General features: G+C 72.3%; 22 protein-coding genes. 7 read left to right on the forward strand and 15 right to left on the reverse strand.

Annotated features, from left to right (window positions below):
- Positions 1 to 78 precede the first annotated feature (78 nt).
- From IFU19_RS15720 to IFU19_RS15740, 5 genes are all read right to left on the reverse strand, one after another.
- On the reverse strand, positions 79 to 636 hold the full coding sequence (locus IFU19_RS15720; protein WP_055831879.1) for an ECF transporter S component: 558 nt from the start codon (positions 634 to 636) through the stop codon (positions 79 to 81).
- A 122-nt stretch (positions 637 to 758) separates the two neighbouring features.
- Positions 759 to 2,003: an LCP family protein gene (locus IFU19_RS15725; RefSeq protein WP_191916155.1), complete on the reverse strand. Its 1,245-nt coding sequence runs from the start codon at positions 2,001 to 2,003 to the stop codon at positions 759 to 761.
- Positions 2,004 to 2,135: 132 nt separating this feature from the next.
- Positions 2,136 to 3,158, reverse strand: a complete 1,023-nt coding sequence (locus IFU19_RS15730; protein ID WP_191916154.1) for a pirin family protein — start codon at positions 3,156 to 3,158, stop codon at positions 2,136 to 2,138.
- A complete protein-coding gene (locus IFU19_RS15735) occupies positions 3,155 to 3,493 on the reverse strand; it encodes a GNAT family N-acetyltransferase (protein ID WP_055935615.1) in 339 nt (112 codons plus the stop codon). Before IFU19_RS15735 ends, IFU19_RS15730 begins: the two co-directional genes overlap by 4 nt.
- Before the next feature lie 232 nt (positions 3,494 to 3,725).
- Positions 3,726 to 4,247: a CGNR zinc finger domain-containing protein gene (locus IFU19_RS15740; RefSeq protein ID WP_055935618.1), complete on the reverse strand. Its 522-nt coding sequence runs from the start codon at positions 4,245 to 4,247 to the stop codon at positions 3,726 to 3,728.
- A gap of 25 nt (positions 4,248 to 4,272) precedes the next feature.
- Here IFU19_RS15740 and IFU19_RS15745 point away from each other — a divergent pair, with 25 nt between their 5' ends.
- A complete protein-coding gene (locus IFU19_RS15745) occupies positions 4,273 to 4,467 on the forward strand; it encodes a hypothetical protein (protein WP_192212170.1) in 195 nt (64 codons plus the stop codon).
- Between the two features lie 62 nt (positions 4,468 to 4,529).
- Complete coding sequence (locus tag IFU19_RS15750; protein ID WP_192212148.1) at positions 4,530 to 5,756, forward strand: DUF5684 domain-containing protein; 1,227 nt, start codon at positions 4,530 to 4,532, stop codon at positions 5,754 to 5,756.
- On the opposite strand, the gene IFU19_RS15755 is transcribed toward IFU19_RS15750, so the two are convergent.
- From IFU19_RS15755 to IFU19_RS15800, 10 genes are all read right to left on the reverse strand, one after another.
- The gene (locus IFU19_RS15755; RefSeq protein WP_192212149.1) at positions 5,753 to 7,078 is read right to left on the reverse strand and encodes a S8 family serine peptidase; all 1,326 of its coding nucleotides are present in this window, start codon (positions 7,076 to 7,078) and stop codon (positions 5,753 to 5,755) included. The two genes, IFU19_RS15750 and IFU19_RS15755, sit on opposite strands and share 4 nt — an antisense overlap.
- Positions 7,075 to 8,409, reverse strand: a complete 1,335-nt coding sequence (gene eccB, locus IFU19_RS15760; RefSeq protein WP_191916150.1) for a type VII secretion protein EccB — start codon at positions 8,407 to 8,409, stop codon at positions 7,075 to 7,077. The genes IFU19_RS15755 and eccB overlap by 4 nt, the downstream gene beginning before the upstream one ends.
- A gap of 4 nt (positions 8,410 to 8,413) precedes the next feature.
- Positions 8,414 to 9,748, reverse strand: coding sequence for a type VII secretion integral membrane protein EccD (gene eccD, locus IFU19_RS15765; protein WP_191916149.1), 1,335 nt, complete (start codon positions 9,746 to 9,748; stop codon positions 8,414 to 8,416).
- Positions 9,749 to 9,886: 138 nt separating this feature from the next.
- Complete coding sequence (locus IFU19_RS15770; protein WP_191916148.1) at positions 9,887 to 10,174, reverse strand: WXG100 family type VII secretion target; 288 nt, start codon at positions 10,172 to 10,174, stop codon at positions 9,887 to 9,889.
- Position 10,175: 1 nt separating this feature from the next.
- A complete protein-coding gene (locus IFU19_RS15775) occupies positions 10,176 to 10,493 on the reverse strand; it encodes a WXG100 family type VII secretion target (protein WP_191916147.1) in 318 nt (105 codons plus the stop codon).
- The gene (locus IFU19_RS15780) at positions 10,486 to 12,060 is read right to left on the reverse strand and encodes a hypothetical protein (RefSeq protein WP_192040417.1); all 1,575 of its coding nucleotides are present in this window, start codon (positions 12,058 to 12,060) and stop codon (positions 10,486 to 10,488) included. Before IFU19_RS15780 ends, IFU19_RS15775 begins: the two co-directional genes overlap by 8 nt.
- Complete coding sequence (locus IFU19_RS15785; RefSeq protein WP_070408678.1) at positions 12,057 to 13,355, reverse strand: S8 family serine peptidase; 1,299 nt, start codon at positions 13,353 to 13,355, stop codon at positions 12,057 to 12,059. The genes IFU19_RS15780 and IFU19_RS15785 overlap by 4 nt, the downstream gene beginning before the upstream one ends.
- The gene (locus IFU19_RS15790) at positions 13,355 to 13,723 is read right to left on the reverse strand and encodes a hypothetical protein (protein WP_055831853.1); all 369 of its coding nucleotides are present in this window, start codon (positions 13,721 to 13,723) and stop codon (positions 13,355 to 13,357) included. The genes IFU19_RS15785 and IFU19_RS15790 overlap by 1 nt, the downstream gene beginning before the upstream one ends.
- Positions 13,724 to 13,896: 173 nt before the next feature.
- Positions 13,897 to 14,184 (reverse strand): WXG100 family type VII secretion target, encoded by a 288-nt coding sequence (locus IFU19_RS15795; RefSeq protein WP_070408677.1) that lies wholly within the window; start codon positions 14,182 to 14,184, stop codon positions 13,897 to 13,899.
- Between the two features lie 28 nt (positions 14,185 to 14,212).
- The gene (locus tag IFU19_RS15800; protein WP_192212150.1) at positions 14,213 to 14,524 is read right to left on the reverse strand and encodes a WXG100 family type VII secretion target; all 312 of its coding nucleotides are present in this window, start codon (positions 14,522 to 14,524) and stop codon (positions 14,213 to 14,215) included.
- A gap of 292 nt (positions 14,525 to 14,816) precedes the next feature.
- Between IFU19_RS15800 and IFU19_RS15805 the strand changes: the two genes are divergently transcribed.
- The 5 genes from IFU19_RS15805 (at position 14,817) to IFU19_RS15825 (ending at position 25,687) form a co-directional block, all read left to right on the forward strand.
- Complete coding sequence (locus IFU19_RS15805; RefSeq protein WP_156784845.1) at positions 14,817 to 16,178, forward strand: hypothetical protein; 1,362 nt, start codon at positions 14,817 to 14,819, stop codon at positions 16,176 to 16,178.
- Complete coding sequence (locus tag IFU19_RS15810; RefSeq protein ID WP_055935640.1) at positions 16,175 to 17,197, forward strand: RDD family protein; 1,023 nt, start codon at positions 16,175 to 16,177, stop codon at positions 17,195 to 17,197. The genes IFU19_RS15805 and IFU19_RS15810 overlap by 4 nt, the downstream gene beginning before the upstream one ends.
- The gene (eccCa, locus tag IFU19_RS15815) at positions 17,194 to 21,195 is read left to right on the forward strand and encodes a type VII secretion protein EccCa (RefSeq protein WP_055935642.1); all 4,002 of its coding nucleotides are present in this window, start codon (positions 17,194 to 17,196) and stop codon (positions 21,193 to 21,195) included. Before IFU19_RS15810 ends, eccCa begins: the two co-directional genes overlap by 4 nt.
- Positions 21,196 to 21,279: 84 nt before the next feature.
- Positions 21,280 to 23,322: a DNA helicase RecQ gene (gene recQ, locus IFU19_RS15820; RefSeq protein ID WP_441004779.1), complete on the forward strand. Its 2,043-nt coding sequence runs from the start codon at positions 21,280 to 21,282 to the stop codon at positions 23,320 to 23,322.
- 262 nt (positions 23,323 to 23,584) lie between these two features.
- On the forward strand, positions 23,585 to 25,687 hold the full coding sequence (locus IFU19_RS15825; RefSeq protein ID WP_192212151.1) for an acyl-CoA dehydrogenase family protein: 2,103 nt from the start codon (positions 23,585 to 23,587) through the stop codon (positions 25,685 to 25,687).
- Positions 25,688 to 25,814 lie beyond the last annotated feature (127 nt).

Genomic DNA, 25,814 nt, shown 5'->3' on the forward strand with positions numbered 1-25,814 from the left:
GGGGGTGAGCGGTCACGGGCGAGTCCTCGAGAAGTGAGTACGCCCTAACTTAGTGCAGCCTAAGTTGGCCGCGCGCCCTCATTTCGTCGTCGAGAGACCGCGCCCCACCCCGGCGCGACGCAGACCCGAGCCGATGGCGAGTCCTACTGCGGTCCAGGCCACCGGTCCCGCGACGCCGATCACGAGGTAGGCGACGCGGGTGACCGGCGCGAGGCTGGCGATGTCGGCCGCGAACCAGACGACCACGGCGACGAGCGCGCCGATCACGAGCGCCGAGCCGTAGAAGCGCACGGACGCCCACACGCGGTACCGGGTGAGGGCGGCGACGCCTTCTTGGATCCCGCCGAACAGCAGGGCCGTGCCGAGGAAACGGAACGTCCACTGCGGCGCCATGGCACTCGCCACCAGCGCGGCGAGCACGTGCGTCACCAGGGCCACCCCGGCGCGGCGCACCACCTGCTGCGCGATGATTCCGGGCAGCACGTGCGAGCCCAGCACGAGCCCGTAGGCCCAGGGTGCGCCCGCCAGGACGATCAGCGTCAGCCACCCGGCGGCACCGCCCACGATGCCGGTCCCCACCCCGATCGCGGCGCAGACGAGCAGCACGCGCGTGGAGAGACCGGATGCCAGGGACACCCGCTCAGCGTAGCGGCGACGCCGGGATCGCTGGACGCCCCGCCGGTCGAGTCGGGCTGGTCACGGGGGAGGCTGCTGAGCGTGACGAATCCGGCGGGCTCGGGGGACCTCGGCGACGCCGGTCAGTTCACCACGCCGGCGCTGCACGTCTGCTGCGCCGCGCTCGACCCCGTGATCGACTCGGGAAGGGCCACCGCGCCGGTGTTCGGGTCGACGGTTCCGGGCTCGACCGCTTCGCCCTCGGAGGGTGCCTCGCTCGGCACGGCCTCACCGGGAGCGGGTTCTGCGACGACGACGCCCCCGTTCGCGCCGGCGTCGCCGGTCACCTCGATGCCCTGGTTGGCGAGAAGGGCGTCCCACAGCACCTGCGCCGCGTCGTAGTTCGGCTCGACGCGGTTGGCGTCGGCGCTGGCCTGAACGGTCGGGTACTGCACGAACACGATGTCTTGGAACGGCACGTCTTTGACCGCGGACGCGATCTGCACGAGCGTCAGCGGGTTGGTCAGGCTCTGCGTCGGCGTGACGTTGCGCAACCCCGTGGAGGCCAGACGGAACAGCGTCGCCGGGTTCGACAGCACCTCTTCGCTGACGAGCTTGCGGGCCAGACGCGACATGTACTGCTGCTGGTTGCTCACGCGCGCCAGGTCGCTGCCGCCCACGCCGTAGCGGGTGCGCAGGAACTGCAGGGCCTCGAGACCCTGGATGGTGCGCGGACCCGCGGCCCAGTCGATGCCGGTGTTCTCGTCGCGCATGTCGCTGGCGAGGCAGATCTCGACGCCGCCGATGGCGTTCGTGATCTCGATCACCCCGCCGAAGGTGACCATCGCGCCGAACTGCACGGGTTGCCCGCTCATGTCGGAGATCGCCGTCATCACGCACGACAGTCCGCCGTAGGTGTAGATCTCGTTGATCTGCACGTAGCCGCCGCCCCAGCGGTCGCCGTCGGCGGTGTCGCAGGCCGGGGCGTCGAAGAGCAGGTCGCGGGGGAACGACACCACCGTCACCCGACGCGGGGCATCGGAGATGTGCACGAGGATGTTGACGTCGTTGAGCTGCCCCTCGGCGTCGGGGCCCTCGCAGCGCTCGCCGAAGACCTCGCGCAGGCTCTCTTCGCACGCGTCGATGCCGACGACCATCATGTTCACGCCGCCCTCGAGCTCGCTGAGGTCGGGCGGGACGGGCGGCTGGTTCTCGACGACGACGGCCTCTTCGGTGAAGCTCGTGGTCAGGTCGTAGGCGGTGTACGCGGCAACGCCCGCGGCCGAGACGAGGACCACCACGACGGCGACGGCGACGACGGTAAGCAGCTGAGCGATCGGGTGCGGGGACCGCAGGCGCGCATGCTGTGCGACGGTGCGACGGCGCATGGTTCCTCCTCGAATTCCCCCGAGTCTAGGGGCACCCGATGCCGCGGCTCGGCGGTCTCGTCGAGGCGTTTCACGCCGGGCTCGCTGGTCGGGTCGGACTCGTGCGCCCTGCGCGCTCCGCGGGCTGACGCGTCAGTCGCGCCGCCGCCGCGGCGTCAAGCGCACCGCGGGCAGGGGCGGGGCGGGAATGCGCTCGGGGCCGTGATCGATCACCGTGCCGAAGCGGTCGGCCCGTGCCTCCCAGGCGTCGCGCGCCTCGACGATCTCGTCGTGCGAGCGGCCGACGAAGTTCCACCACATCACGATGTCGGCTTCGAACGGCTCGCCGCCCAACAAGAAGACCCGGGCGCCGCCGTCGCTACGCAGTTCGAGGTGGTCGCGTCCTTTGCCGACGTAGACCAGCCGGCTGTCGTCGATCGCCGCGGTGGATCCCGGCTCCAGGCCCGGCGCCGGTCGTCGCGCGGCGTCGGCGTCGACGGCATCCATTCCCGTCACGGCGTCGGCGTGGCCGGTCATTCCGTAGAGGGCATACTCCCATTCGGGGTGAAGGGGCACGCGCACGGTCACGCCGGCAGGCAGCCGGACTTCGGCCCCGACGATCGGGGTGTGCACCGTCGCGGGAGAGGCGACGTCGCCGAGTTCGCCCATCACGACGACCGCGTCGGCGCCGTCGCCGAGGTCGATCGTGGGCAGGTGCTCGTGTCGCTCGAAGGCCGGAGCACCGTGCCGGCGCGCGTCGGGAAGCACGACCCACAGCTGGAGGGCGTCGAGGGGGATGGGGCCCTCGCCGACGGAGTATTCCGAGTGCGCGATGCCCGCACCACTGGTCATGAGGTTCAGCGCCCCCGGTCGCACCACGACGTCGCTGCCCACCGCGTCGCGGTGTCGCACCTCGCCCACGATCGGCCACGTCACCGTCTGCAGGCCGATGTGCGGGTGCGGTTCGACCCGCATGAGGGTCTCTTGCGGGCCGAACCGGTCGAGGAAGCACCACGCCCCCACCATCGGCAGGGCGCGATGCGGCAGCGTGCGGTGCACCTCCATGCCCCGGACGCCGCCCAACGGCACCTCGCGCGCCTCGATCACGAGGGAACGCGGTCCGTCGCACGCGATCGGACCCTCGGATGCCGGCGGGGCGACGTCGAGTCGGGTCACGAGGGTTCGCCGGGCCCGGCGGCGTCGGCCGCGTCGTCTTCGTTCGGCCACTCCACGACGAGGCCCGGCACGTCGTTCTCGCGCAGGTAGTGCGCCACGAAGGGGCACGACGGGATGATGCTGCCGCCGCGTCGGGCGAGGTCGGCCAGCGCCTCGCTCGCGAGGACCTTGCCGAGGCCGCGACCGGCGAAGGCCGGGTCGACCTCGGTGTGGGGGAGGGTCGTGCGGTCCTCACCCGCGGGGCGGAAGTCGAGGAAGCCACCGAGCTCGTCGCCCACGTGGATCTCGTAGCGGCGCGCCTCGTCGTTTCGGGTCACGGTCAGTTCGTCGGCCATGGGAGTCTCCTGTCGTCGGTGTCCGTCGTCGGTGTCCACGACAACGTACGTGCGTCCCGCGGTGTTCCGCCATCCCCGCCCGGTCGGCGACGGATCTGGTACCCCCGGTCCTCGCGGGCGCCCCCGGCAGCGCCCGCCGGCACCGCGTCGTCTCGGTCGCTATCTCGGCGGCTGTGGTGGGTGCCGGTCGTGGCCGCCCGCCTCCGGGCGCTCGTCGTGAGCGCCGGGGAGGTCAGCGCGGGACGCGCGCGCGATGGCGGCGCACCGCGGCTCGATTCGCGCAGCGCACCGAGCAGTACCGTTGCCGGCCGTTGCGCGTGACGTCGACGACCACGCGATCGCAGGGCTCGGCGGCGCATCGAGCGAGGCGGGTCATTCCCCGGGTGACGAGGTGCAGCGACGTGCCGACCGAGATGACCGCCGCGAGCACGCGGGGGAGCGATTCGTCGCTGTCGCGATAGTGCAGGTGCCACCCCTCGCCGTCGTGGTTCGTCAGGCGCGGGTAGGCCGTCACGGCGGCCATCTGGGCGTTCAGCCGCGCGGCGCGCGCATCGGGATCGGTCTCATCGACGATCCGCAACCACTCGTCGACGACGGTGCGGGTGCGTTCGTGGTCGTCGGGTGCCGCGGGGAAGGTCATCGTCATCCCGCTCTCGCGCGTGCGGCGTTCGATCCCCTCGCGGTCGGCCGGCCAGTCGTTCGCGAGCGAGGCGGCCAACAGGACGGCGTACTCACCGTAAGGGTTGAGATGCATAACGGCATTACATCACGCTGGTTCCATGACCGCCCTCCCGACCGTCCTGCCCGCCGCCTCGGCATCCGTCCACGAACACGCCTGGCTCACCGAATCGGTGCACGCCACGAGCGCCGGTCGCGTGCGTTACGTGCGCTGCACGGGCTGCGCCGCCCGACGCGTGGACTTGGATCCGGTGTCACCGGCGCCGCCCGTTGCGATGACCCGACCGATCGGCTGACCACGCCTCCGCGCGCGCCGCGCGAGACGGTAGCGTCGGAGCAGACCATCGACGGGGGATGCATGAACGCTCTGGGCCTGATCGCCACGACCGCGGGCGCGGTACTCGTGCTCGCCGTGGTGCTGCACGTCTGGTACGCGATGGGCCTGTCGCGCGTCTTCGCGGCGCGCGGTGCGGAGCCCTGGCGCGCGTGGGTGCCGATCGTGAACGACGCCGAGGTCTTCCGGCTGGGGCGGGTCGAGCCGGTGCGCGCCGTGCTGCTGCTCGTGCCTTTCGTCAACGTCTACGCCCTCGTGCTCAAGGCGACCGCGGCGCACCGCCTGGGCGCTGCGTCGGGACGCGGTGCCGGTACGACGGCGCTGGCGCTCGTTCTGCCGCCCGTGTGGGCGGGGATCCTCGCCGCACCCGGAGCGACCCCGGATGCCGCGAAGCCCCACGACGCGAACGACCCCGCGGTCGACGAGGCCGCGGTCGACGACGCCGAGGAGCCCTCGTCGGGTCCCCTGACCGCGGTCCCCGGGGCGGGAACGCCCGCCGCGGCCGCCGGAACCCGCCGCGCTTCGCGCTCGGTCGAGGTCCCGGCCGCCGTACCGGTGCTGGCCGGACCCGTCGACGTCCCCCCGCGGGGCGCGTCGGTCCTCACGACGACGCCCGAGGTCGGACCCTCCGTGCCGGTCGCTCCCCCCTCCGGCTCCGCCGTGCGCGGCGACGATTCCGGCCCGGCCGAGCACGACGACGTCGCGCCGGTGAGTGCCGCGCCCATCGCCCCGACCGCCGAGAGCGGTCTCGGGGGGATCGACGCCGCGGACGGACCCGCGGCCGCTGACACCGGCGCGCCGTTCGACCGGGTCGCCGAGACGACCGACGCCACGGCATCCGCCGCCGACCGCGCCGAGATGCCGGTCGCGGCGCCGCTCGACGAATCGACGCAGACCGCTCGGCCCCGCTCCCGCCGCCGGGGGGAGTGGATCCTCGGCCTCCCCGACGGGGAGCAGGTGAGCATCACCGGACGAACCGTCGTGCTCGGACGCAAACCCGCGCAGACCGAGGAATCCGTGCAGTACATCGCGGTCGCCGACGACACGCGCACCATGTCGAAGCAGCATGCGCGGCTCGACTGGACGGTGACGGGCTGGACCATCACCGACCTGGACTCGACGAACGGCGTGACGCTGCTGCACGACGACGGGCGCAGCGAACGGCTGCGCGCGCAGACCCCCGCTCTCGCCTCGGAGCGGTTCCGTCTCGGCGACGCGCAGATCGATCTGCGTCCCGGCGCGATCGCCTAGTCGGCCGGCGCGTCTCCGTAGAGTCCACGGCCCGTGGGGGCGGGTCGGCGGGGCTCGGTCTCTTCGCGGCGTCGGCTCACGAGGACCGCGAGGGCACCGATCGCGCCCAGCACGATGAGACCGCCGACGCCGATCCCCGTCGCCAGGGTGATGGCCGCGGCATCCGGTCCGGGTCCGACGACCACCGCGACGGCCTCGGGCGTCTGCGTCGGCTGCGGCGTGGACGCGGCACCCGGGAAGGGGCTCTTGGGGCCGCGGAGCCCTGAGCCGGGTACGAGCACGATCGCGTCGTAGGGCTGCACGATGCCCCAGCCCGACGAGTTCGAGCGCGTGTCGGGCTGCGCCCGCACGGCCGTCGCCTCGAGGCGGTAGGCCCACTGCGCGGGCGTCTCGTCGGGATGGGCGGCGGCGACGAGGGCCGCCGCGGCCGAGACGTAGGCGGCGGCGTAGCTGGTGGCGGGGGCGTCGGTGGCGACCGCGCAGTCGCCGCCCTGCGGCCACGCCGACGCGATGTTCTGCCCGGGGGCGGCCAGCGCGACATGGGAGCCGCGGATGCTCGCACTCGTGACGACGCCCGCGTCGTTGGCGGCCGCGACCCCGATGGCGCCGGAGAAACCGGCGGGGTAGCGCGTGCCGTCGGAACCGTTCTCTTCGACCGCGGAGGTGGAGTCGCGGTTGCCGGCGCTGGCGACGACCAGGCTGCCGCGATCGCGGGCGTAGGCGACCGCGTCGGCCAGGGCCGCGTTCTTCTCGGTCGTGCTCATCGAGACGTTGATGATCTGCGCGCCACGGTCGGTCGCGATGCGGATGCCCTCGGCCATGCGTGCGGTGTTCGGACCGAACCCGGCCTCGACCTGCTGATCGGAGTCGCCGGCGTACACGCGCACCGGCAGGATCCGCACCTCGGGGGCGAGTCCCTGAACGCCCGACTTCGGGATGAGCCGGGCCGCGATCTGCCCGGCGATCACCGTTCCGTGCCCGTAGACGTCGGTGCGCCCGATGCCGTCGGTGCCGTCGGGCACGAGGTTGACGCCGGCGATGATCGCGTCGTCGAGGTGGGGGTTCGGGGCGACGCCGGAATCCACGACGGCCACCGTGATGCCCGCGCCGCGGGTGAGCTCCCACGCCGCCTCGCTCTGCAGCTTGTCGAGGGCGGGCGGGGTCTGGCTGATCCGCGTCGCCGCGAGGCACTGGTCGCGCGACGACGACACGACACCGGATGCCGGGCCCGAGGCCTGAGCGGCGGCGGGCGAGGCCGACAGCAGCAGACCCGCGACGAGGATCGCCGCACCGAACCCGCCGGTCCGCCGGCGAAGGGTCACTTCGACCCCGTGGTCGGGGACTGCTGCGCGGCGCTCTCGCTCAACGACGGGCCCGTGCGCAGCAGCGCCGTCCACCCGTCGGTCACGGCGGCGACGTCGGAGGGGGAGTAACCGAGGCGGGCGATGGTCTCGTCGGTGGCGTTCGGCAGCGGGTAGGCCGTGCCCGTGGCATCCACCAGGGTCAGCACGCTCGAGCTCTGGTCGCCGCGGCCTCCGGCGCGCACGAGGGCACCGTGGCTCGGGTCGACCCGTACGCCGGCCGTGATGGGCGCCGAGGCCGGCTGGGTGGCGAGGGCGGTCGTCGCCTGCCCCTCGCCGCCCCGGAGGATCGCGCAGGGGCGCTCGCCGGCGGCGACGGTCTCGAAGCCGGTGCGCGGCCACTCGTCGCCGAGGCCGGTGGGCGCCGTCGAGAGCGTGCGGATCTCGTCGGCGGTGACCTCGGTCACGGAGCCGTTCAGCGCGCTGCCGCTGCCCAGCTGGTAGAGCTGCCAGGCGAGGGGGGTCAGCGCCTCGAGCACCCCGCCGGTCTGCACGAGGAACCGCTCGTCGTCGGCCGAACCGGCCTGCCGGATCACCTGGCCCACCTTGAGGTTGGTCCCGGGCACCGAGGCGCCGTAGTTCTGCAGCGTCAGGGGGGTGAGGGGCGTGCTGGCGGTGAACAGATCGAGCCACGCCGCGGGCACCGTCACCGGCGACAGCGCCGAGATGCCGGCCGCGCGCAGCACGGCGTCGGCGTCGCTGCTCGACACCGCGAAACTGCGACCCCCCAGCACCACGTGCAGGATGCCGTCGACCGAGACGACGACCGCGCGGTCGGTCTCGGTGGCCGGACCGCTCGCCGTGGACAGGCGCACGTCGAGGCCGGCCACGTCGGAGACGCACGCGCTCCACCCGGTGTTGATGAGCCCCGACGCGGGTGGGATCTCGTCGGGCGCTCCCGTGATGCCGAGGGTGTCCCCCACGGGAGTGCCGGCCAGGGTCGCCTGGTCGGTGGAGATCACGCCGAAATCGCTCGCGGGCAGCAGCAGGCGGGCGCTGGCCGTGTTGATGACGGGGTGCAGGACGCCCTCGACGGTGACGAAACGCGCCCCGGTGTCGGAGACGAGCACGAGCTTGCCGTTCTCCCATCCCGTCGGAAGGCCGGGGCGGATCAGCCCGTAGAACACGCCGACCAGCACGACGATGACCGTGAGGGCGATGGCCGCGATGACCGCGCGCAGCGGAGACGTCGGCTGCAGTTCCTTGCCGCCCGGCGCGCCGCTGACGAACGCGGTGAGCAGGCGTCGGCGCGAGAAGTTCTGCGCCTCGATCAGGTCGCCCTTGGTGGCCACGACGTCAGGCCAGACCGGAGGCGATGACCGACAGCGGAAGCAGCGACGCCAGCACCAGCAGTTCGGCGGTGTCGGCGATCCGGATCAGCCGCAGGCGCGTCTTCGGAGCCAGCAGGGTGACGGTGACCACGCTGACGGTGGCGGTCGCGAGCACGACCAGGATGCCGACACGCAGGTCGGGCTGCGTCAGCGAGGCGACCACGCCCGAGACGACGAGACCCAGGATGCCGGTCGTCATCACCGTCAGCACGCCCGCTCGCGCGAACGTCTGCCGGGAGGGGAACATCATGCCGGCGAAGGCCAGGGCGCCCAGGAGCGCCCCCGCGGCGTTCTGCGCGGCGACGAGGGGGACGGCGAGGAGCACGGACGCGGCGAGGGCGAGCCGCAGGGCCATGAGGATGCGCTTGCCCTGCGCCACCCGCTCCGCGACGTCGTCGGCGTCGATGGGCTCCGGTTCGGCGAACATCTCGGCGTCACTCTGCGGCGAGACGATGCGCAGTCGAGTGGTTCCGAGGGCGAGCCACGGGAGTGCGCCGCCGAGGGTCGCGATGATGCCGACCATGAGCGTCCACACGGTCGCGGCGGGGAAGAAGGCGGCGAAGGTGCCCGTGACGCCGATGACCCCGCCGGCGATCAGGGGCGCGAGCTGAAGTTCGGCGCGGTCGCGGGTGAGGGCCAGAGCGACGCCGGCGATCACGAAGGCTCCACCCCCCGCGGCGGCGAGCGGCCAGCCCCAGATGTCGAACGCCGGCGGGACGGCGAGGAACCCCGCCACCGCCGCGAACACGGAGGCCGCCATTCCCAGGCCCTGGCCGGCCTCGCGTTGGCCGAGCCGCGCGACGACGGCCGCCACGACGAGCAGCACGACCGCGCCGCCACCGGCGACCAGGGCGCCGAAGGGGAGGGCACGGCCGGCGGCGAGGAGCAGCACCGCGCAGACGCCGAGCAGGGCCAGGCTGACCGCGAGGGCCGTGCGGGCGTTGTCGCGCGTCGTCCAGGGCCGGTTCTGCTGCGACGTGGCGTCGATGACGGCCTCGACGATGTCGTCATAGACGCGCGGCTGAGCGACGAGCCCGCCACGCACGAGGGTGAGCACCTCTCCGTCGACAATGCCCTGGGCCGAGGCCCCGCGCGACGGATCGACGGTGGTGCCGTCGGCTCGCTGCAGGGCGTAGCCGGCGGAGGTCATCGACGGATCGAGCACCCCGAGCGATCGTGCGAAGCCCGGCAGGAACTCGATGACGGGCACCTGAGCGGGAATCGCGATGTCGAGCCGGCGGCCCTCGCTCTGCACGGACAGGCGCAGCAGCGCCCGTGTGGCGTTCATGACGTCAGCCATCCGCGGCCCCCTCTTTCCGGACCGAAGCCCCCTGCGGTCAGACCCCGAAATCCTATCGTCGGGGCACGGCGTTCCGCGCGCCGAGCACGGGACCGCGCGTCCGATCGGAGCGCCCGGTCACGTGCTCGGTCGACGCGTTCAGCCGAAGCGCGCCGCGGACGCGCGGTCGGCCGTGACGTAGTCGTCGGCGACGTTGTCGGTGGCGGACGAGATGCGGTGCAGGGCGTCCCTCATCTGCTCGAGGGTGGCGCTCCACTGCTGCTGCGCGTTGTTGTAGGCGACCTGGGCGGTGCCCTCCCATTCGCCGCGCAGTCGGGACACCTCGGCATCGAGGCCGCTCAGAGCGGCGTCGATGCGGGCACTCTCGGCGCGCAAGCGGCCGGCCGCAGCGTGCAGGGATTCGGGTGTGACGCGGAGATCACTCATCTCATTCGCCTCCCAGCAGTGAGCCGAGCCCGTGGATCGTCGTGCTGTGCGCTTCTTCGACGGCTTCCTGGTCGCGCGCCGTCGCGGTCAGGGCGGCGCTGAGGGTGACCAGCACGTCGTTGAGACGGTTCGCCCCGGCCGTCCACTCGTTCACCAGCACCCCGTACGCCGTGGCGGCGTCGCCCGTCCAGTTGGCGCGCAGCTCGTCGAGCTCGGCGAGGACCCGGCGGGCGCTGTCGGCGATGTCGGCGTGCGTGCCCTCCACCACTTCGGCGCCTCGGGCGAGGGCGCCCTCGCCCGCGGAGATGCGATCAGACATTGTCCTCACTCCTGTCGGACCCGTCGCGACCGCCCGCCTGGGCGTTCTCGGAACGGGGACCGATCTCTTCGTCGTCTTCCATGCGGGGAGCGATGGGGCCACCGAGGCCGCGTGCCGCCTCGTCCTTTCGGTCGGACCGCGAACCCGGTCCGCCCATCCCACCGACGCCCCGGTTGCCGCCCGCTGCGCCGCGCGTCGCGCCGGACGCGGCGCCCGCGCCGCGTGCTCCGCCCGCGGCGGTCGCCGCTCCACCGGCACCGCGGCGTCCTCCACCGGCGGCTGTGCCGCCGCCGGCCGTACCGCCGCCGGCCGCGCCGCCCATGCCTGCACCGCCCATGCCTGCACCGCGCATGCCCGCGCCGCGTGCCGTCGACGAACCCGCCGCGCCGCCGCCGACACCGCCGAGCCCACCGACACCGCGGGCGCCGGCCCCCCCGCCGGGGGTCTTGCCCAGAAGTCCGCCTGCGCGCCCGCCGGCGCCGCCGCCACCCGCCACGGCCCCGCCGCCGCCGAAGAGGCCGCCACCGGCGCCCCCCGTCGGGGCGCCGACGCGACCGAGCGCGAGGGCGCCGCCGCCGCCGGCGACGAGTCCGGCCGACAGGCCCGAGCCGAGGCCCGCGCCCGGACCACCGGGGGTGCCGATCAGTCCGCCGCCGCCGCCTCCTCCGCCGGGCAGGCTCGGGATGCCGCCGGGAAGAGTGGGCGAGCCCGAGATCGGGCCGTCGGGAGTCGGGTCGGGCGGGATGTTCTCGAGGTCGATCGGCGGTCGGCCGGTCGGCAGGTCGGGGTGGCCGTTCGGGAAAGGACCGTACTCGCTCGGGCCCGAGGGAGTGCCGGGCAGCGTCTCGTAGTCGCCGGGGGTCTCACCCGTCGAGGGGGGCGGAATGTCGATGCCGCCGTTTCCCCCGCTGCTACCGCCGCCGCCGGGGCCGAGCGGCGACACGTCCCAATTCGGGTACTGCTCGATGCTCCGACCGCCGACGCGTCCCGGTCCGGGTTGCGAGCCGGGCGTCGGTGCGGGCGACGGATCGTCGTCGGGCGTGGCCGTCGGGTTGAACGGCGGCGGGTTGGTCATCGAGATCTGGTCGAGCTCGTCGGAGTGCGCTTGAAACTTCGTCCTCGCGTCGTCTTCGCGTCGATCCGCCAGGTAGCCGTTGATGACGTTGGTGGCACCTTCGCCCGCGAGGAACGACACGGGACCGAGCATGAAGGTGGAGCCCATGGCGGCCCCGCGGACCGCGATCTCCTGCCCGGGAGTCATCTCCCCGGCGGGCAGCGAGGCCAGCGAGTCCCGCGCGCGCGAACGGATGTCGTTGGCATCAGCGAGGTATCGGGGGATCTCGTCTTCGACGTAGCCGATCTGCTTCGAGACCTCGGACGCGGTGGAGCTGAAAGCCGCTTGCGCCGACGTTCCCGCTCGTCCCACCAGGCCCGGGTCGCTGGCGACGCGATCGAGGACGTTCTTGAGCGCCGTGAGGCCGCTCACCAACTCGGTGCGCGTCGGAACGTCCCATGGAACGCCACCCTCGGCGAGGCGCTGCAGGCGCAGTTCCCAGTCTCCGGTCATGACGACTTTCCTCCCTCTGCCTTACGGCGTCGGCTGATGGTGATGATGACGATGGTGATGACGATCGCGAGGACCACGAACCCGACGACCGCGCCGATGATCCAGGGGACGAGCGCCCCGATGTCGAAGCCGCTGGGCTCGTCGCCGTAGGCGTCGAAGCTGCGGGACCGCGCAGCGGGGGCGACGTAGCCCTGCGTCTTGGCGGTGGCGATCTGTTCCGCGGTCGGCATTCCCGCGGGCTTGTCCATCAGCGGGGTCTCATCGGGGTACTGCAGCGGATCGACGGAGAGAAGCGACGACAGCCAAGCGGCGCCGTAGCCGTAGCCGTCATCGGTGCGGGCCGGCGTGTGCACCTCGTCGTTCGTGGTGGCGATGAGGGCCTGCACCAGCTGGTTCCCCGTCGCCTGGGGCGTCTTCTGGGCGGCCAACGCGAGCATTCCCGCGACCAGGGGAGCGGTGTTCGACGACCCCGTCCCCGATCCGGTGGCCGACCAGTCGCCCTCGCGCCCCACCCCGGGGATCCGGAACCCTCCGGCGACCACGGTGGTGTGGGTGATGACGTAGTCCGAGCCGTCCGAGCTCTTCTGGATGTGGCCTTCGCGATCGATGGCCGTGGTGGTCACGACGCCGTTGAGCGCACCGACCGAGGTCTCGGAGTCGCCGAGTTGGCTGGGGTTCGCCGAGGCGCTGACGACGGCGACACCCTTCGCGATGGCGTAGGCGATCACCGGGGCGTCCCGCTCGTCCCAGGGCTGGCCGACGGCCGTGTAGACGATCTCGTTGCCGTCGTCGACGGCGGTCTTGACCGCCAATCCGAATTCGCTGATGTCCTCGTCGGAGTTGACGTCGCACCGCTCGTCGCTCTCGGGCCCGTATCCGTAGACGGTGACGTCGGCGTCGGGGGCCACACCGTTGATGTTGCCCGACCCGGTTCCGTTGCCGATGAGCAGTGCGGTCATCGTGGTTCCGTGACGCGCTGCCGAGTTGGCATCCGCCGTCTTCACCTCGGGGGCGTTGGAGCAGATCGGGAAGTCCGAGATGCGGAGGTTGCGTCCCTCGAACACCGGGAGGTCGGGATTGATCTGCTTCTCGATGACTCCGACCTTGACGCCCGCGCCGGTGAGGCCGGCCGCGTGCGCCGCGTCGACGCCGTAGGTGGAGTACCAGAATGCGAGGTTCTCTTGCGGGTTGTCGCTCTCGCCCTCCGCGAGGGCGGGGGAGGCGGCGCCGAAGGAGACGATGGTGGCGACGAGAACGGCGCCGACGGCGCGGCCCGCGGAACGGGGCGCGCTCATCACAGAGGGATGTTCCGACTCGAGAACGGCGATCGGCTGCCCGCCGACGGGGGCGTCGCCGCCGCGTCGATCAGCGAGAGGGCGTTGGTGGCGTCGCTGGCGTTCATCTCGTCGCGATCGCGGAGCGTGGTGACGGCCTGAGCGAGCGCCTCGGCGTTCTGCTGGACGTACTGGCGTACCTCTTCGATGCGCATACCCAGCATCTGGGCGCGCTGCTCGAGGTGCGACGTGAATGCGGCCGCGGGGACCTCGGTCGAGTTGCCTTCGACCATCGCGATGACGGCGGCGGACGGCAGCTGATCGGTCGATGTCGTCAGCGTGCTCGAGTTGTGAAGGGGAAGGTCGCCTTCGTAGCCGATGTCAGACATGGGATCACTCGTTTCTCGAGGTCAGAAGAGGGTGATGCGCGGAGTCTCCGCGCCCGCGACGCCGGGCCGGGGCGGTGCGGGCGACTCCGACGGCGGCGCAGCGCCGCAGAAGAAAGCCCGTCAGGGCCGAAAGAACCGGCGGTCGCGAGTCGCGACCGCCGGCTCGATGCGACTCAGACGAAGCGGCCGGCGGCGGACTTGTCGGTCGAGGTGTAACCCTGGGCCATCTCGTCGGTCTTGGCGGCGATCTGCTGGAGCAGTTCGTTCAGGCGCGTGATGGACTGCGTCCACTGAGCCTGGGCCTGGTCGTAAGCGGTCTGCGCTTCACCGTCCCAGGAGGCGCGCAGCGCGCCGACCTGCGACTCGAGGTCGTCGAGACGGGTGCGGATGCCGGAGGCACCGTTGCGGATCTGACCGGAGAGGGCGATGACCTGCTCGGGACGAACGGACATGGACTGCATGGGAGTTCCTTCTTTCGTGTCGAGCGGGTCAGCCGAGCAGCGAGCCCAGGTTGCCGATGGTCTGCTGGTGCGACTCTTCCGAGGCCGCCTGGTCGCGCTCGGTGCCGCGCAGAGCGTCTTCGAGCGTGACGAGTACGTTGTTGAGCTTGGTGGTCTCTTCGTTCCACCGCTGCATGAGCTGCGTGTAGGAACCGGCGGCGGCGCCGGTCCAGAAGCCGGCCACCTGGTCGAGCTCGGTACGAACCTTGCGAACCTGCTCGTCGATGCCCGACTTCGCGGTGTTGGCCGCTTCGGCTCCGCGACGAAGCGCACCCTCCTGGGCTGCGATGAGATCTGCCACGTCTGTCTCCTCGTTGTTCCTCCGGGCGCGCCCGGGCGTTGCGGATCATGTCTTCACGCACGGGAATCGGACCCGGACGCGGGATCGATGGAACAACCGGAGCCCCCCACCGACCCACTGAATGTACGTAAAGGAGGGGGTCACGGCAAGCCTCTTGCGCAAACCCAAAAATGACAAAATTCTCATCTTCACACCCCGGCCGTCGAGGACCACGCGGCCGGTGCCGGGCGGCTACGCTGGTGCGGTTCCCGCGCCTTCCGAGGCGGACGGGCGGCGAGAACGAGGGGGACCGTTGAGCGCTGAGGTGGTGCACGGGCGACGTGTCGCGCTGGTCGACGGCGCCACGCGGTTCGATCTCGTGGTTCCGCTGCACGCCAGCGTCGACGACGTCCTGCGCGCCGCGGCCGTCACGGGCGACGGCGTGCGGGTGGTGGGCATCGCCGGCCGCGAGATCGATCGGTCCACGACCATGCGCTCCCTCGACGACGGCTCCGTCCTGGTCCTCGTCGATCCCGCGGCCTCGTTCGCCGCCGCGACCGCCGACGCGAAGCGGCCCGTTCTCGCCCGTCGGGCACCGGCCGTGTGGTCGGTGCTGGCGGCGGGGGGCGGCATCCTGGCCCTTCTGCGTCTCCTCGGCGGCGACGCCCTTCCGGCGTCGGTCCGCGTGCCGGTCGCGGTCGTCGCGCTGATCGCCGCGCTGGCCTCGGCCACCGCGTTCTCACTGTCGGCCCGCTCGACCACGTCGACCCTCGTTCCCGTGGTCGCCCTGATCTCGCTCGCGTTCGGGGGAGGGGTGGCCGTCGTCCCCGACGTGCCGGCGTCGTCGGCGTCGGTGGCCGTGTTCACCGGGCTGCTCGGCGGGGCGATCCTCGCCGGCGTCATCGGCGTGCTCGGCGCTCCCGAGACCCTGCGCGCGCAGGGTCGGACGGCCGCGATCGTGGTGGGCGTGCTCGCGGGCGTCTGGGGCCTCTCTCTTCTTCTGCATCTCGACCCCACCGCGCCCGCGGCCGTCACGCTCGGTCTCGTCCCCGTCGCGCAGCGCGTGCTGCAGGCGAGCCTCGTCGACGTCGCGCCCGGCACGTTCGTCGACTACGCCCGGTTCCAGACCACGCGGTGGACGGTGCGGCAGAGCCTGCCCGACGAGGTGCGCACGATCGAGGCGGCCGATGCCGACGCCCTGGTCGAGCGCTCCACGGCGCGACTCACCATCGGGGTGCTGCTGCTGATCCTGGCGGGGGCGGCCAGCGCGTTCACCGCGCTGCCGTCGTTCCCCTCCGACGATCCGGTGATCCTGGGCGGGCGGATCGCCCTGGCGACGACGGTCGTGCTGGCGTTGCTGCTCGGCTCGCGCAAGAGCACCGTGCCGTTCCTCCGCTGGGTCGAGCGAGCGGGAGCCGCCGTCGTCCTGGCCGCGGTGCTGGTGGCGCTGCTCCCCGCGATCTCGTCGGGCCTGCTCGTGGTGATCGCCGGCATCTGCCTCGCGGTGGGTCTCGGATGCGCGCTGCTGACGGTGCCCATCGGCCGCGGCTTCCGCTCCCTCGGCTGGTCGCGCACGGGCGACGTCTTCGAGGCGCTCGCGACGGCTCTGTCGCTCCCGGCGGGCATGCTCGCCGCCGGAGCGATCGAGATCGCGCGTGCGATGATGGCGACATGACGCAGACGCCGCCGTTCGGCGCGCCCGCGACGGTGGGGGTGCGCGTGGGCGCCTTCAGCGTCGACGCCGCCCTCGTGGTCATCGCCGCGGGCGTGGCATCGCTTCTCGGCTCTCCCGTCCTCGGTGCCGCGGTCGCGGCCGAGGCATTGTTGGGCCTGTGGATCCTGCAGGCGCGTCGGGGGTCGACCCCCGGTGCGCTGCTGTTCGGTGTGCGCACCTCGCGGATCGAGGCGCCGCTCGTCCCGGGCGCCGGGCGCGCCTTCGTCCGCGGCCTGCTCGTCGTGCTCGGCGGGCTGGTGCTCGTGGCGGGGGCGTGGGTCGTCGTGGCCTCGGCCGCCTTCGACCGCTCGGGTCGGCGACGCTCGTGGGCGGATCGCGCGGCGGGAACGGTCCTTCTGGCCGTCCCGCGGGGCGAGAAGGCCCCGGATGCCGACGACCCCCGCGCTCTGTCGGAGCCCACGGTCCATGCGCGACCGGCGTCACCGCGCGAACCCCTCCGCGTCGACGCCGGCGTGGCGGCGCTTCCGTCCGCCCCCGAGTGGGATTCCCCGCTCATCGCGATCGAGGCGCCCACGTCGGCGGGCGCACGCCCGGCCCCCGTGGCTCCGGCCGCGACCGTCGACGCCGACGGTGACGGCGACGCCGCGCCGACTCCGCGCACCGGTGTGACGGGCGCCGAGCTGCTGGTCGTCTTCGACACCGGCCAGCGCGCGCAGTTCGCACTCCCCGCCGCGGTCAACTTCGGGCGCGCACCGGTCGCCGATCAGGCCGGCGACGTACTCATCGCGGTCGACGACCCCGACCGCCTCATCTCCAAGACGCACCTGCGCCTCGAACACGACGGCGAGGTGGCGTGGGTCATCGACGCCGGATCGACGAACGGCTCCGAGCTCATCGACGACGACGGCGCCGTCCATCCCCTCCCTCCCGGTGCGCGCACCCTGCTCGAGGACGGCACCCGCGTGCGCCTCGGCGAACGCGTCTTCACCCTCAGCCGCCTGATCGGAGGTCCCGCGTGAGCACGGGTCCGCGCATCGCCCCGCCGTCGCTGCCGAACGGGCGGATCGTGCTGCAGCCGCCGCCCGAGCTCGTGCCGAACGAGGGCGGCAGCGGCATCCTGACCTCGCTCCTGCCGATGCTCGGCAGCGTGGGCGCCATCGTGATGGTCACCATCTCGAACAGCGGGCCGACGGGCTTCCTCATCGGAGGCATGTTCCTGCTGTCGTCGCTGGGCTTCGTCGCCGTCAACGGCTGGCGTCAGCGCGCCCAGCGCAACGCCGAGGTGCTGGGCAATCGGCGCGAGTACCTCGCGTACCTGTCCGACCTCCGCGAGACGGTGCGGGTCGCCGCGCGCAAGCAGCGTCGCCACGGCGGATGGATCATGCCCGCTCCCGCCGCCCTGCCCTACATCGCCGAGGAGCGGTCCCGCGTCTGGGAACGCCAGCCGGGCGACGAGACGTTCCTCCTCGCGCGCATCGGCGTCGCCGACCAGCCGCTCAGCCTCGCCCTCGAGGCACCCGAGCTGCCGCCCCTGGCGCAACTCGATCCGGTCGCCGCCTCGGCCGCCCACCGCTTCATGCTGACGCACGAGATCCAGCGCGACCTTCCCCTCGGCTTCCCCCTCGGCGACTACGCGCGCATCGAGCTCGTGGGCGCCGACGAAGACGCCGTGCGCAGCCTCGCGCGCTCGCTCGTCGCCTCGGCGGCGACGCTGCACGATCCCGAAGACGTGATCGTCGCGGTGCTCGCCGGCCCCGCGCAGACGGCCGCCTGGGACTGGGTGAAGTGGCTGCCGCACGCGATGTCGTCGCGGGTGCAGGACCGACTCGGCCCCGCGCGCATGATCTCGGGCTCGCTCGACGAGCTCGTCGACATGCTGCCGACCCAGCTCGCCGGTCGTCCGCGGTTCGCGCCCGGCGGCGGGGTCACCCCGCACGTCGTGCTCGTCGTCGACGGTGTCGACACGATGGCGCACGCCTCGTTCGCGGGGCTCGAGGGCGCGCAGGGCGTCACCGTGATCGACCTGCCCGCGCGGTGGGACGAGCTCGACGATCCGTCGATCGCGCGCGTGGCGCTCGCCGAGACCGTGGCTCCCGTGCGGCCCCGCCGCGGCGAGACCGCGGCCGTCGTCGCGCCCGCGGAGTTCATCGACGGCGCGGGGCGCGCGCAGACCTTCTACCCGGATGCCATGACCATCGCCGAGGCCGAGGCCACCGCGCGCCGGCTCATGCCGCTGCGGCCCGCGCCCATGGTGGTAGTCGACGCGCCGACGACGCAGGGTCAGGCCGAGCTGACGGAACTGCTCGGCCTTCCCGACGTGCGCGCGGTCGACTTCGACCAGGCGTGGAGCCCGCGCCTCGAGCGCGACCGCTTGCGCGTCCCGATCGGTCAGGAGCCGTCGGGGGCGCCGCTCATCCTCGACCTGAAGGAGTCCGCCTCGCAGGGTATGGGGCCCCACGGCGTGATGGTGGGGGCGACCGGTTCGGGTAAGTCCGAGGTGCTGCGCACCCTCGTGCTCGCGCTCGCGATGACCCACTCGCCCGAGCAGTTGAACTTCGTCCTCGTCGACTTCAAGGGCGGCGCGACGTTCGCGGGCATGGCCGACATGCCCCACGTCTCGGCCGTCATCACCAACCTGGGGGCCGAGCTCGCTCTGGTGGACCGCTTCCAGGACGCCCTGCAGGGCGAGATCGTGCGCCGTCAGGAGCTGCTGCGCGCGTCGGGCAACTTCGCCAACGTCGGCGAGTACGAGGCGGCGCGCCGCGGCGGGCGCTCCGACCTGGCTCCGCTCCCGGCCCTGCTGGTCGTCGTCGACGAGTTCTCCGAGCTGCTGTCGGCCAAACCCGAGTTCGTCGACAGCTTCCTCAACATCGGGCGCGTCGGCCGATCGCTCCACGTGCACCTGCTCCTGGCATCCCAGCGCCTCGAAGAGGGCAAGCTGCGCGGGCTCGACACGTACCTGTCGTACCGGATCGGTCTGCGCACCTTCTCGGCCGCCGAGTCGCGCACGATCATCGGCACGCCCGACGCGTACACGCTGCCGCAGGAACCGGGCGTGGGCTTTCTCAAGAGCGACACCGAGAACCTCGTGCAGTTCCGCGCGGCGTACGTGTCGGGGCGGCCGAGGGGTAACCCCGGCGTCGCCGTCGACGAGTTCGACGCCGTCTCGTCGGGGCCCGCGCGGGTCGAGGTGTTCACGGCCATGGCCCAGCCCGACGACGACACCGACATCGAGATGGATGCCGCGCCGGCGGCGATCTCGGCGCCCGTCGCCGAGAAGCGGTCGACGTTCCAGATCGCCGTGGACCGCATGAAGGACCGCGGGCCCGAGGCCCACCAGGTGTGGCTGCCGCCGCTGGCCGAACCGTCCCCCCTCGACGAGCTCATGCCCGACCTGGCGGAAGACCCCGTGCTGGGCCTCGTCTCGCGCCGGTGGCGTGACGCCGGAGCCCTCACCGTGCCGATCGGTGTCGTCGACATCCCGCTGGAGCAGCGCCGCGACCACCTCACGGTCTCGCTTGGCGGTGCGGCCGGTCACGTCGCGATCGTCGGCTCGCCGCTGAGCGGCAAGTCCACGCTCGCGCGCACCCTCGTCTCGGCGCTGGCGCTGACGGGCACCCCGCAGGAGCTGCAGTTCTTCGTGCTCGATTTCGGCGGCGGCGGCTTCACGGCGATGCAGCGGCACCCGCACGTGGCCGGTGTCGCCACGCGAACCGAACCCGAGGCCGTGCGTCGCGCGGTGGCCGAGGTCGAGGCCGTGCTCGATGCGCGCGAGCAGTACTTCCGCCGCAACGCCGTCGATTCGATCGAGACGTACCGCTCGCGACGGCGCGACGGTCGGCTCGACGACGGCTTCGGCGACGTCTTCCTCGTGGTCGACGGGTGGTCGACGCTCCGGGCCGAGTTCGAGCCCCTCGAAGCCCGCATCCAGACGATCGCCGCGCGCGGCCTGAGCTTCGGCGTGCACGTCGTGGTGACCGCGAACCGGTGGCTCGAGATCCGCGCGGCACTGAAAGACCTCATCCAGACGCGGGTCGAGCTGCGTCTGGGCGACCCGACCGACTCCGACGTCGACCGCAAGCAGGCGGCCAACGTGGCCGCGGGCCAGCCCGGCCGTGGCCTCAGCGCGACCAAGCTGCAGATGCTCACCTCGGTGCCGCGCATCGACGGCTCCGGCGACGCGGGCACCCTCGCCGACGGTGTGGCCGACATGATCGGCAAGGTCGCCGCCGCCTGGCACGGCGAGCCCGGCCCGAAGATGCGACTGCTCCCCGAGACCATCTCGCTCGACGAGGTGCGTGCGCTCGCCGCGCCCGACGACCCGCGCCTGCTGCTCGGCATCGAGGAGGCGCAGCTGTCGCCCTTCGGCGTCGACCCGCGCCTCGAGTCGCACCTGTTCGTCTACGGCGACTCGGGAATGGGCAAGTCGGCGTTCCTGCGGGGCGTGGCGAAAGAGATCCAGCGCCTATACACGCCCGCCGAGGCGAAGATCTTCGTCGTCGACTACCGTCGCGCGCTGCTCGGTGAGATCCCCGACGACTACCTCGGGGCCTATCTCACCTCGCACGATCTGGCCACGGGCGGAATGAACGACCTTGCGCAGTACTTCTCCACGCGCATCCCCGGCCCCGACGTGACCCCCACGCAGCTGCGCGAACGCAGCTGGTGGAAGGGCGCCGAGGGCTTCATCCTGGTCGACGACTACGACCTCGTCGCCACCAGCCAGGGCAACCCCCTGGCGGTGTTGCAGCCGCTGCTGGCGCAGGCCGGCGATCTCGGTCTGCACGTCATCCTGACGCGTCGGTCGGGCGGTGCGAGCCGAGCGGCCTACGACCCGATCATCCAGCGCTTCACCGATCTCGGCGTGACCGGCATCCTGCTGGGGGGAAACCCCGAAGAGGGCGCCTTGATCGGTCGGGTCAAGCCCGAGCGGGCAGCGCCGGGTCGGGCGCAGATCGTCAGCCGCGAGCACGGTCTCGTCGCCTCGCAGCTGGTCTTCTCGCCGCCGACGAGCTGATCACCCCTCCTCCCCACCGCCCCGGCCTCCCCCGATGGAGGTCGGGGCGGTGTCGGTGTCGGTGGGGCGGGTTACCGTGGAGGGGTGACATATCCCGGCGCCGCACCCGAGTCGTACGCCGACGCGCCGCCCGAGTCGTACGACACCCCCGACGACCCCTACGCGGGAGCGGACTGGGACCCCGATCTGTTCGCCCCGCCCGACGACCTCGACGCCCCGCCGCCGCCGACGGATGCCGCGAACTCGCGGTTCGCCCGCGCCGCGGTCGCGACGGGCACCGCTCGTGAGCTCCCGGCCGTGCGCGACTTCACCGGACGCGATCCGCGCGAGGTACTGCACGAGGTCTACGGCTACGACGCGTTCCGCGGCGACCAGGCCGACATCGTGCAGCACGTCGTCGACGGCGGCGACGCGGTGGTGCTCATGCCCACCGGCGGCGGCAAGAGCGTCACGTACCAGGTGCCCGCCCTCGTGCGCCCGGGCACGGGCCTGGTCGTCAGCCCGCTGATCGCCCTCATGCACGACCAGGTCGAGGCGCTCATCGCCAACGGCGTGCGTGCCGGGTACCTCAACTCCACGCAGGCCCCCGCCGAGCGTCAGGCGGTGGAACAGGCCTTCCTCGCCGGCGAGCTCGACCTGCTCTACGTCGCCCCCGAGCGCCTCAACGGCGCGCAGACGCTGGGGCTGCTGTCGCGCGGACGCCTGAGCGTCATTGCGATCGACGAGGCCCATTGCGTGTCGCAGTGGGGTCATGACTTCCGCCCCGACTACCTCGCGCTGGGCGACCTCGCCGAGCGCTTCCCCGGTGTGCCGCGCATGGCCCTCACCGCCACCGCGACCACGGCGACCGCGCAAGAGATCGTCGAACGTCTCCGTCTGCGCGACGCCCGCGGCTTCGTCGCCAGCTTCGATCGCCCGAACATCCAGTACCGCATCGACGCCAAGGTCGACCCGCGTCGTCAGCTGGTGCAGTTCATCAAGGCGCAGCCCGAGGGCTCGGCGGGCATCGTGTACGCGCTCAGCCGCAAGAGCGTCGAGCAGATGGCGGCGTACCTCTGCACGCAGGGGCTCGACGCGCTGCCGTACCACGCCGGTCTCGACGCCTCGGTGCGGGCGGCGAACCAGTCGCGCTTCCTCCGCGACGACGGCGTCATCATGGTCGCCACGATCGCCTTCGGAATGGGCATCGACAAGCCCGACGTGCGCTTCGTGGCGCACATCGACCTGCCGAAGTCCGTCGAGGGCTATTACCAAGAGACGGGCCGCGCCGGCCGCGACGGCGACCCCTCGGTCGTCTGGATGGCCTACGGCCTGGGCGACGTCGTGCAGCAGCGCCGCATGATCGACCAGTCGCCGGGCGACCGCTCGTACAAGATGCGCCTGGGGCAGCACCTCGACGCCATGCTGGCGCTGTGCGAGACGGTCGGATGCCGTCGGCAGAACCTCCTCGAGTACTTCGGGCAGAAGTCCGACCCCTGTGGCAACTGCGACACCTGCCTCACCCCGCCCGACACCTGGGACGGCTTGGTCGCGGCGCAGAAGCTGCTGTCGACCATCGTGCGTCTTCAGCGCGAGCGGGGCCAGGCGTTCGGTGCGGGCCATCTCATCGACATCCTGCGCGGAGCCAAGACCGAGCGCATCGCCCAGCAGGGGCACGACCGACTGAGCACCTACGGGCTCGGCGCCGACCTGTCCGATCAGGACTGGCGCAGCGTCATCCGTCAGCTCCTCGCCCGCGGGATCATCGCCGCGCAGGGCGATTACGGCACGCTCGCGCTCAGCGAGGCGTCGGCCGGGGTGCTTCGGGGCGAGTCGCCCGTTCCCCTCCGCCGCGATGCTCTCGGGCGCACGGGCGGCGGCGGCGGTTCGACCCGGCAGCGCAAATCGAGCGCCGACGACGTCGCGCCCGCCGATCGCGACCTGTTCGAGGCCCTGCGCGCCTGGCGCGCCGAGAAGGCCCGCGAGCAGGGGGTTCCGGCGTACATCGTCTTCGGTGACGCCACTCTGCGCGCGATCGCGGCGGCGCGACCCGCCTCGACCGGCGACCTCGACGGCATCACCGGCATCGGCGCCAAGAAGCGCGAGGCGTACGGCGACGGCATCCTCACGGTGGTCGCGGCGAACTGACGGGACGACAGGGCGCCGTTTCCGCGGCGGCGTCGGCCCGGCTCCAGCGGTCGACGCCCGCGGTCAAGCGGGGTGAGCACGCGGCGGGTGCTGCCGACGTCTCCGTCGCGCGGTCAGCGCATCCTCGGAAATGGTGACCCCCCACAACCTCCGGGCCCGACGTCCGCCGGACGAGTTGTGTACATCCCACAGGTCGATTGCCGGGGCGTTGTGGGACACCTACCGTGGGGGTATTCCTTTGCAACGTCGAAAGGTGCCGAGAATGACCGACGCCGCCGTCCGTCCCACCACGCCCGCCACGAGCACGCGTACCCCCGTCGGGGGAGCCCCCGCCGCCCCGCACACCGCCGCCGAGGCCGCCGAAGCGCGCATCGACACCGAGCGGGTCACCGACCTGCTGCTCGGCACGTGGGCCGACACCCGCCGCCAGGCGCGCGAGATGCTCAAGGATCCCGCGCTGTGGCGCGACGATTCGCTGGGCATGGACGCCCACCGTGAGCGCACGCTCAGCCAGCTGCACCTCCTGGTGCAGAACAAGGCGGTGCACCGGGCCTTCCCGAAGCGCTTCGGCGGAGAAGAGAACAACGGGGCCAACATCGCCGGCTTCGAAGAGCTGGTGGCGGCCGACCCCAGCCTGCAGATCAAGTCGGGTGTGCAGTGGGGCCTGTTCGGCTCGGCCGTGCTGCAGCTCGGCACCGCCGAGCACCACGATAAGTGGCTCCCCGGCATCATGAGCCTCGAGATCCCCGGCGCCTTCGCCATGACCGAGACCGGCCACGGCTCCGACGTCGCCGCGATCGGCACGACGGCGACCTACGACGCCGACACCGAGGAGTTCGTCATCCACACGCCCTTCCGCGGTGCGTGGAAGGACTACCTCGGAAACGCCGCCCTGCACGGCAAGGCCGCGACGGTGTTCGCGCAGCTCATCACGAACGGCGTCAACCACGGCGTGCACTGCTTCTACGTGCCGCTGCGTGACGAGTCGGGCGCCTTCCTGCCCGGCATCGGCGGCGAGGACGACGGCCTCAAGGGCGGCCTGAACGGCATCGACAACGGCCGTCTGCACTTCGACCACGTCCGCGTCCCGCGCACGAACCTGCTCAACCGCTACGGCGACGTCGCCGCCGACGGCACCTACTCGAGCGACATCGCCAGCCCCGGCCGCCGCTTCTTCACGATGCTCGGCACGCTCGTGCAGGGCCGCGTCTCGCTCGATGGGGCCGCCGCGTGGGCCTCGGCCATCGGCCTCACCATCGCCATCACCTACGGCAACCAGCGCCGCCAGTTCGACTCGGGCAGCGGCACCCCCGAGGTGACCCTGCTCGACTACGGCAAGCACCAGCGGCGTCTGCTGCCGCGCCTGGCGACGACGTACGCCGAGATCTTCGCCCACGACGAGTTCCTGCAGAAGTTCGACGGCGTCTTCAGCGGCGCGCTCGACACCGACGCCGACCGCGAAGACCTCGAGACCCTCGCCGCAGCCCTCAAACCGCTGTCGACCTGGCACGCGCTCGACACCCTGCAGGAGTCCCGCGAGGCCTGCGGTGGCCAGGGCTTCCTGTTCGAGAACCGTCTCGTGGGCCTGCGCGCCGATCTCGACATCTACGTCACCTTCGAGGGCGACAACAACGTGCTGCTGCAGCTCGTCGGCAAGCGTCTGCTCGCCGATTACGCCCGGTCGTTCAAGGGCAAGGATGCCAAGCAGCTCGCCGCCTTCGCCGTGGGCCAGACCGCCGGCAAGCTCTTCCACGGTGCCGGGATGCGTCAGCTCGGGCAGGCCGTCAGCGATTTCGGGTCCACCGCCCGCTCGGTCGAGAAGGGGCTCCGCGCCGAGCAGCAGCACGACCTGCTGGCGGGCCGCGTGCAGCAGATGGTGGCCGACATCGCGGGGCGCCTGCGCCCGGCATCCAAATTGTCGCGTGAAGACGCCGCCGCCCTCTTCAACGAGAACCAGTCCCAGCTCATCGAGGCGGCGCGTGCGCACGGCGAGCTCCTGCAGTGGGAGGCCTTCACCGACGCGATCAACCGGATCGACGATGACGGCACCCTGCGGGTGCTCACCTGGTTGCGCGACCTGTTCGGACTGCAGCTCATCGAGAAGCACCTCGCCTGGTACCTCATCAACGGGCGCCTCTCGACGCAGCGCGGTGCCGCGGTGTCGAGCTACATCGACCGCCTGTGCGCGCGTCTGCGTCCGCACGCGCAAGACCTGGTCGACGCCTTCGGCTACGGTCCCGAGCACATCCGCGCCTCGATCGCGTCGGGTGTCGAAGACGATCGGCAGAACGAGGCGGCGTCGTACTACGCCGCGCAGCGGGCGTCGGGCAACGCCCCCGTTCCCGAGAAGAAGCCCGCGAAGTAGCGGCGTTCCGCGGCGAGAACAAGCTCCGCGCGAACAGGCCGATCTCCCCCGGATCGGCCTGTTCGCGGCTGTGTCGCCTGCTCTCGTGACCGCCTTGTCGGGCCGGCGCCCCGCCGTGTCGGCGGCC

Source organism: Microbacterium sp. CFBP 8794 (genome assembly GCF_014841235.1).
Lineage (GTDB): Bacteria > Actinomycetota > Actinomycetes > Actinomycetales > Microbacteriaceae > Microbacterium.